The following is a 4,135-nucleotide window of genomic DNA, read 5'->3' as shown; positions in this document are numbered from 1 at the left end:
GTAGTAAGCGGACCGCACAGCGTCATCAATCGGAACCGCGACGGACACCCTCCCCTCCGCCTCCCCGACGAACAGTGCGGGATCGTCCGTGTCGGCCAGCCCGATGGCCTCAATGCCCAGCTGACCAGCCCCGCAGACCCAACCGTGGTCCCCGACGACGAGCTCGGGCAGCGGCGAGCCGGCGTCGGCGAGACCCTCCAGTGCGGCCCTGACGGGGAGCGGCGAGTGGGTGTGCGCCCCCGTTTCACGCCCGGCTGCGGACGCGCCGGGTTCGCGCACGAACGCGACGCCTCGTACGTAGTCGAGGTTGTACGTGCGTAGACCGAACCGGGTCGTTATGTCGACACATCGCCCCTGCGCCGGTGTGAGAACAAGACATCCCGCCGCCGACATCGCGTCTGCGAGCGCGGCGTAGAAGCCCAGCAGCCGGTGCGGATGACCCGTCCCGAACAGCACCGGAGCGCGCCGCGCCGCCGTGTCCCGGAGCCGCGCGGCGAACGCGTCCAGGCCGCGCAGGGTCCGCTCCGGGTCGATGACATCGGGCCCCGTACGGTGCCGGGGGTCGTCCGACACCCCGCACTTGGCCACCATCAGCCGCAGCAGTTCGTGCTCGTCCCAGCCCCGGTCGGGGTGCAGCCCCAGTGTCACCCGCGGATCGCGCGCGGCGAAGAGCCGGTAGCTCCGCAGACTCTCCTCGCGCGAGGTCGACACGGGCCCGGCCAATCTCGCCGCCAACAGATGCGCACGCAACGCCCCGGTACTCAGCACCACTCGATGCTGCCGCAGACCCCGCCGGCAGACGTCAAAACCCGCCACAGACACCACAGTTGGCGTAACGCGGCCGGACACTGTCCGAATGCCTGCGGGTACGGGCGGCCCCGGGAGCGGGCCCGCGTCAGGCCAGCAGCCCGCGCAGCGGGAACGCCGCCTTCCGGGTCGCGAGCACCGCCTGGTCCAGCCGGTCCGCCGGGTCGTACCCCTCCGACCAGTCCCGCCACTCGACCGGCCACCGGCCGTCCGTCATCCGCCCCGGCCCCAGCTGCCGCGTCCGCGCGTACACCTGGTCCTTCCACTCCTCGGGGATCACCGACTCGGGCTCCACCGGCGCGTGCGCCGCGATGCCCACGAGATGCGTCCAGGACCGCGGTACGACGTCCACCACCGCGTACCCGCCGCCGCCCAAGGCCACCCACCGCCCGTCGGCGTACTGGTGCGCCAGCTCGTGGCACGCCTCCTGCACCGCCCGCTGCGCGTCGAGCGACACCGCCAGGTGGGCCAGCGGGTCCTCGAAATGCGTGTCCGCCCCGTGCTGCGTCACCAGCACCTGCGGACGGAAGTCCGCGATCAGCTCCGGCACCACCGCGTGGAACGCCCGCAGCCAGCCCGCGTCCCCGAGCCCCGCCGGCAGCGCCAGGTTCACCGCCCCGCCCTCGCCCGCCCCCGGCGCACCGGTCTCCTCCGGCCAGCCGGTCTGCGGGAACAGCGTCCGCGGATGCTCGTGCAGCGAGATCGTCAGAACGCGCGGGTCCTCCCAGAACGCCGCCTGCACCCCGTCGCCGTGGTGCACGTCCACGTCCACGTACGCGACCCGCTCCGCGCCCAGCTCGAGCAGGCGGGCGATCGCCAGCGAGGCGTCGTTGTAGATGCAGAACCCGGACGCCGCCCCCGGCATCGCGTGGTGCAGCCCGCCGGCGAAGTTCACCGCGTGCGCGGCCTCCCCGCGCCAGACCGCCTCGGCCGCGCCCACCGACTGCCCGGCGATCAGCGCGGACGCCTCGTGCATCCCGGCGAACGCCGGATCGTCGACCGTCCCGAGCCCGTACGCCTGGTCCGCCGACCGCGGGTCCGCGGACGCCGCCCGCACCGCCGCCACGTAGTCCTCACGGTGCACGAGCCGCAGCGTCGAGTCTCCGGCCGGCTTCGCCGCCACCACGTCGACCTGCCGGTCGAGGCCGTACGCCCGCACCAGCCCCATGGTCAGCGCGAGCCGTACCGGATCCATCGGATGGTCGGGACCGAAGTCGTACCCGGTGACAGCTTCATCCCACATCAACAGTGCGCGGCCGCTCATGCCCGCCACCGTATCGGGCCGGTCGCGCGCCGAACGACGTGGCATACACCACCGTCACCAGGACCAACACCATCGGCACAAGCATCGCCCCGCGATACGTCCACGCGTCGCCCAGCGCCCCCACCAGCGGGGAGCCGATCAGGAAGCCGACGTAGTTGAAGACATTGAGCCGCGCGACGGCCGCGTCGCTCGCGCCGGGGAACAGCCGCCCGGCGGCCGCGAAGGTCTGCGGCACGATCACACTGAGCCCCAGCCCCAGGATCGTGAACCCGGCCATCCCGACCCAGGCCCCCGGCGCCGCCGCTACGACCGCGAACCCGAGCGCCGCCAGCACCGACCCGGCCCGCACCACGGCCGCCGCACCGAACCGCCGCACCCCGAGGTCCCCCACCGAGCGCCCGAGCAGCGTCGTCACCATGTACGCGTTGTACGGCACGGTCGCCAGCTCCTCCGAGCTGTTCAGCACGTCCTGGAGGTACTTCGCCGACCAGTTGGAGACCGTGGAATCGCCGATGTACGCGAAGCTCATGACGAGACACAGCGGCATCAGCAGCTTGAACGCGACCCCGCCGCCGACGGCACCCGCCCCGTCCCCCACCACCGGCCCGGGCTCCCCGTCCACGTACCAGCGGCTCCCGACGAACGCGACGGGCAACAGCACGGCCACCACGGGCAGATAGGACACGAACAGCGGCAGGTGCCAGTGCGCCCCGGCCCACGCCAGCGAGGCCCCCGCGATGCCGCCGAGACTGTACGAGGCGTGGAAGCCGAGCATGATGCTCCGCCCGTACGCCCGCTGGAGGCTCACCCCGAGCATGTTCATCGAGGCGTCCAGCGCGCCCACCGCAAGCCCGAACACCCCGAGCGCCACGGCCGCGTGCCACAGCTCGGACCCGGCCCCGACGCCCAGCAGCGCCAGCAGCACCACCGGCTGCGTCCAGCGCAGCACCGCCCCCGGCCCGACGCGGGCTACGAGCTTCTCGGTGACGACGCTCGCGACGCCGGCGAGGATCGGCACGGCGGCGAGGAAGACCGGCAGCAGCCCGTCGGAGATCCCGTACCGGTCCTGGATCGCCGGTATTCGGGTCACGAGCAGAGCAAAGGTGACCCCCTGCACGAAGAAGCTCACCGCGAGAGATCCCCGCCCACGCCGCAACCGCGTCTCTGTCATGGCGGCACAGCGTAGGGCCGGGACCTACCCATGGGTAGATGGATCACATACCCAATGTCGGAAGCAGCTCGTCCATGCGCCCGAAGTACCCCGTGGCCCCGGCCAGCCGCTCCCGCGACGTCATGGCCGTGAACCCGTACACGTCCATCCCGGCCGCCCGCGCCGCCTCGACGCCGAGCCGGCTGTCCTCCACGACGACGCAACGCTCGGGCGCGACGCCCATGCGGGCTGCGGCATGAAGGAAGAGATCGGGCGCCGGCTTCCCTCGGCCGACATCCTCGGCACTGAACACGATCTCGTCGCGGAACCATCCATCGAGCCCGGTCTTCCGGTGCCCCACCCGAATCCGCTCATGACTCCCGGACGACGCCACGCAGTACGGCACACCCTCGCCGACCAGCCTCTTGAGCACATCGCCCGCCCCGGCGACGGCCTCCAACTCCCGCTGGAACGCGGCGAACACCCGCCGATGAAACGTCTCGTCGAAGTCCGCCGGCAGCCGCTCCCCGGTCCGCTCTTCGACCAGTTCATGGATACGGTGCATGGCCGATCCCATGTAGTCGCGCACGGATTCCTCGTACGAGGTCGGGTGCCCGAGCTCGGTGAGGTAGGCGGCCAGGATGGTGTTGGAGATCGGCTCGCTGTCGACGAGCACACCATCATTGTCGAAGATGATCAGTTCGTAGCGCATGGAGATCACCCTAAACGCAGAAAAGCCCCGCACCATGAGGTGCGGGGCTTTCCCACAATGATTGTTCGGCGGCGTCCTACTCTCCCACAGGGTCCCCCCTGCAGTACCATCGGCGCTGAAAGGCTTAGCTTCCGGGTTCGGAATGTAACCGGGCGTTTCCCTAACGCTATGACCACCGAAACACTATGAAGTTGGAACTCCA

General features: G+C 71.1%; 4 protein-coding genes and 1 rRNA gene. All 5 read right to left on the bottom strand.

The features are described 5' to 3' along the window. Positions 1–768, bottom strand: a 768-nt coding sequence (locus VIU94_RS22015) for a phosphatase (protein WP_331913572.1), incomplete at its 3' end; no start/stop codon positions are given. 127 nt (positions 769–895) lie between these two features. Beyond that, entirely contained in the window at positions 896–2,071 is a 1,176-nt protein-coding gene (locus tag VIU94_RS22010) for an acetoin utilization protein AcuC (RefSeq protein WP_331913571.1), read from the bottom strand. Beyond that, entirely contained in the window at positions 2,040–3,242 is a 1,203-nt protein-coding gene (locus tag VIU94_RS22005; RefSeq protein ID WP_331913570.1) for an MFS transporter, read from the bottom strand. The genes VIU94_RS22010 and VIU94_RS22005 overlap by 32 nt, the downstream gene beginning before the upstream one ends. Positions 3,243–3,285: 43 nt before the next feature. Continuing rightward, the gene (locus VIU94_RS22000; RefSeq protein WP_331913573.1) at positions 3,286–3,933 is read right to left on the bottom strand and encodes an HAD family hydrolase; all 648 of its coding nucleotides are present in this window, start codon (positions 3,931–3,933) and stop codon (positions 3,286–3,288) included. Positions 3,934–3,996: 63 nt separating this feature from the next. Then, positions 3,997–4,113: ribosomal RNA gene (rrf, locus tag VIU94_RS21995) — 5S ribosomal RNA — on the bottom strand. Positions 4,114–4,135: the final 22 nt, after the last annotated feature.

The organism is Streptomyces sp., assembly GCF_036566765.1.
GTDB lineage: Bacteria > Actinomycetota > Actinomycetes > Streptomycetales > Streptomycetaceae > Streptomyces.
Note: the sequence above shows the minus strand (reverse complement) of the source record. Positions and strands in the feature narration are given on the sequence as shown.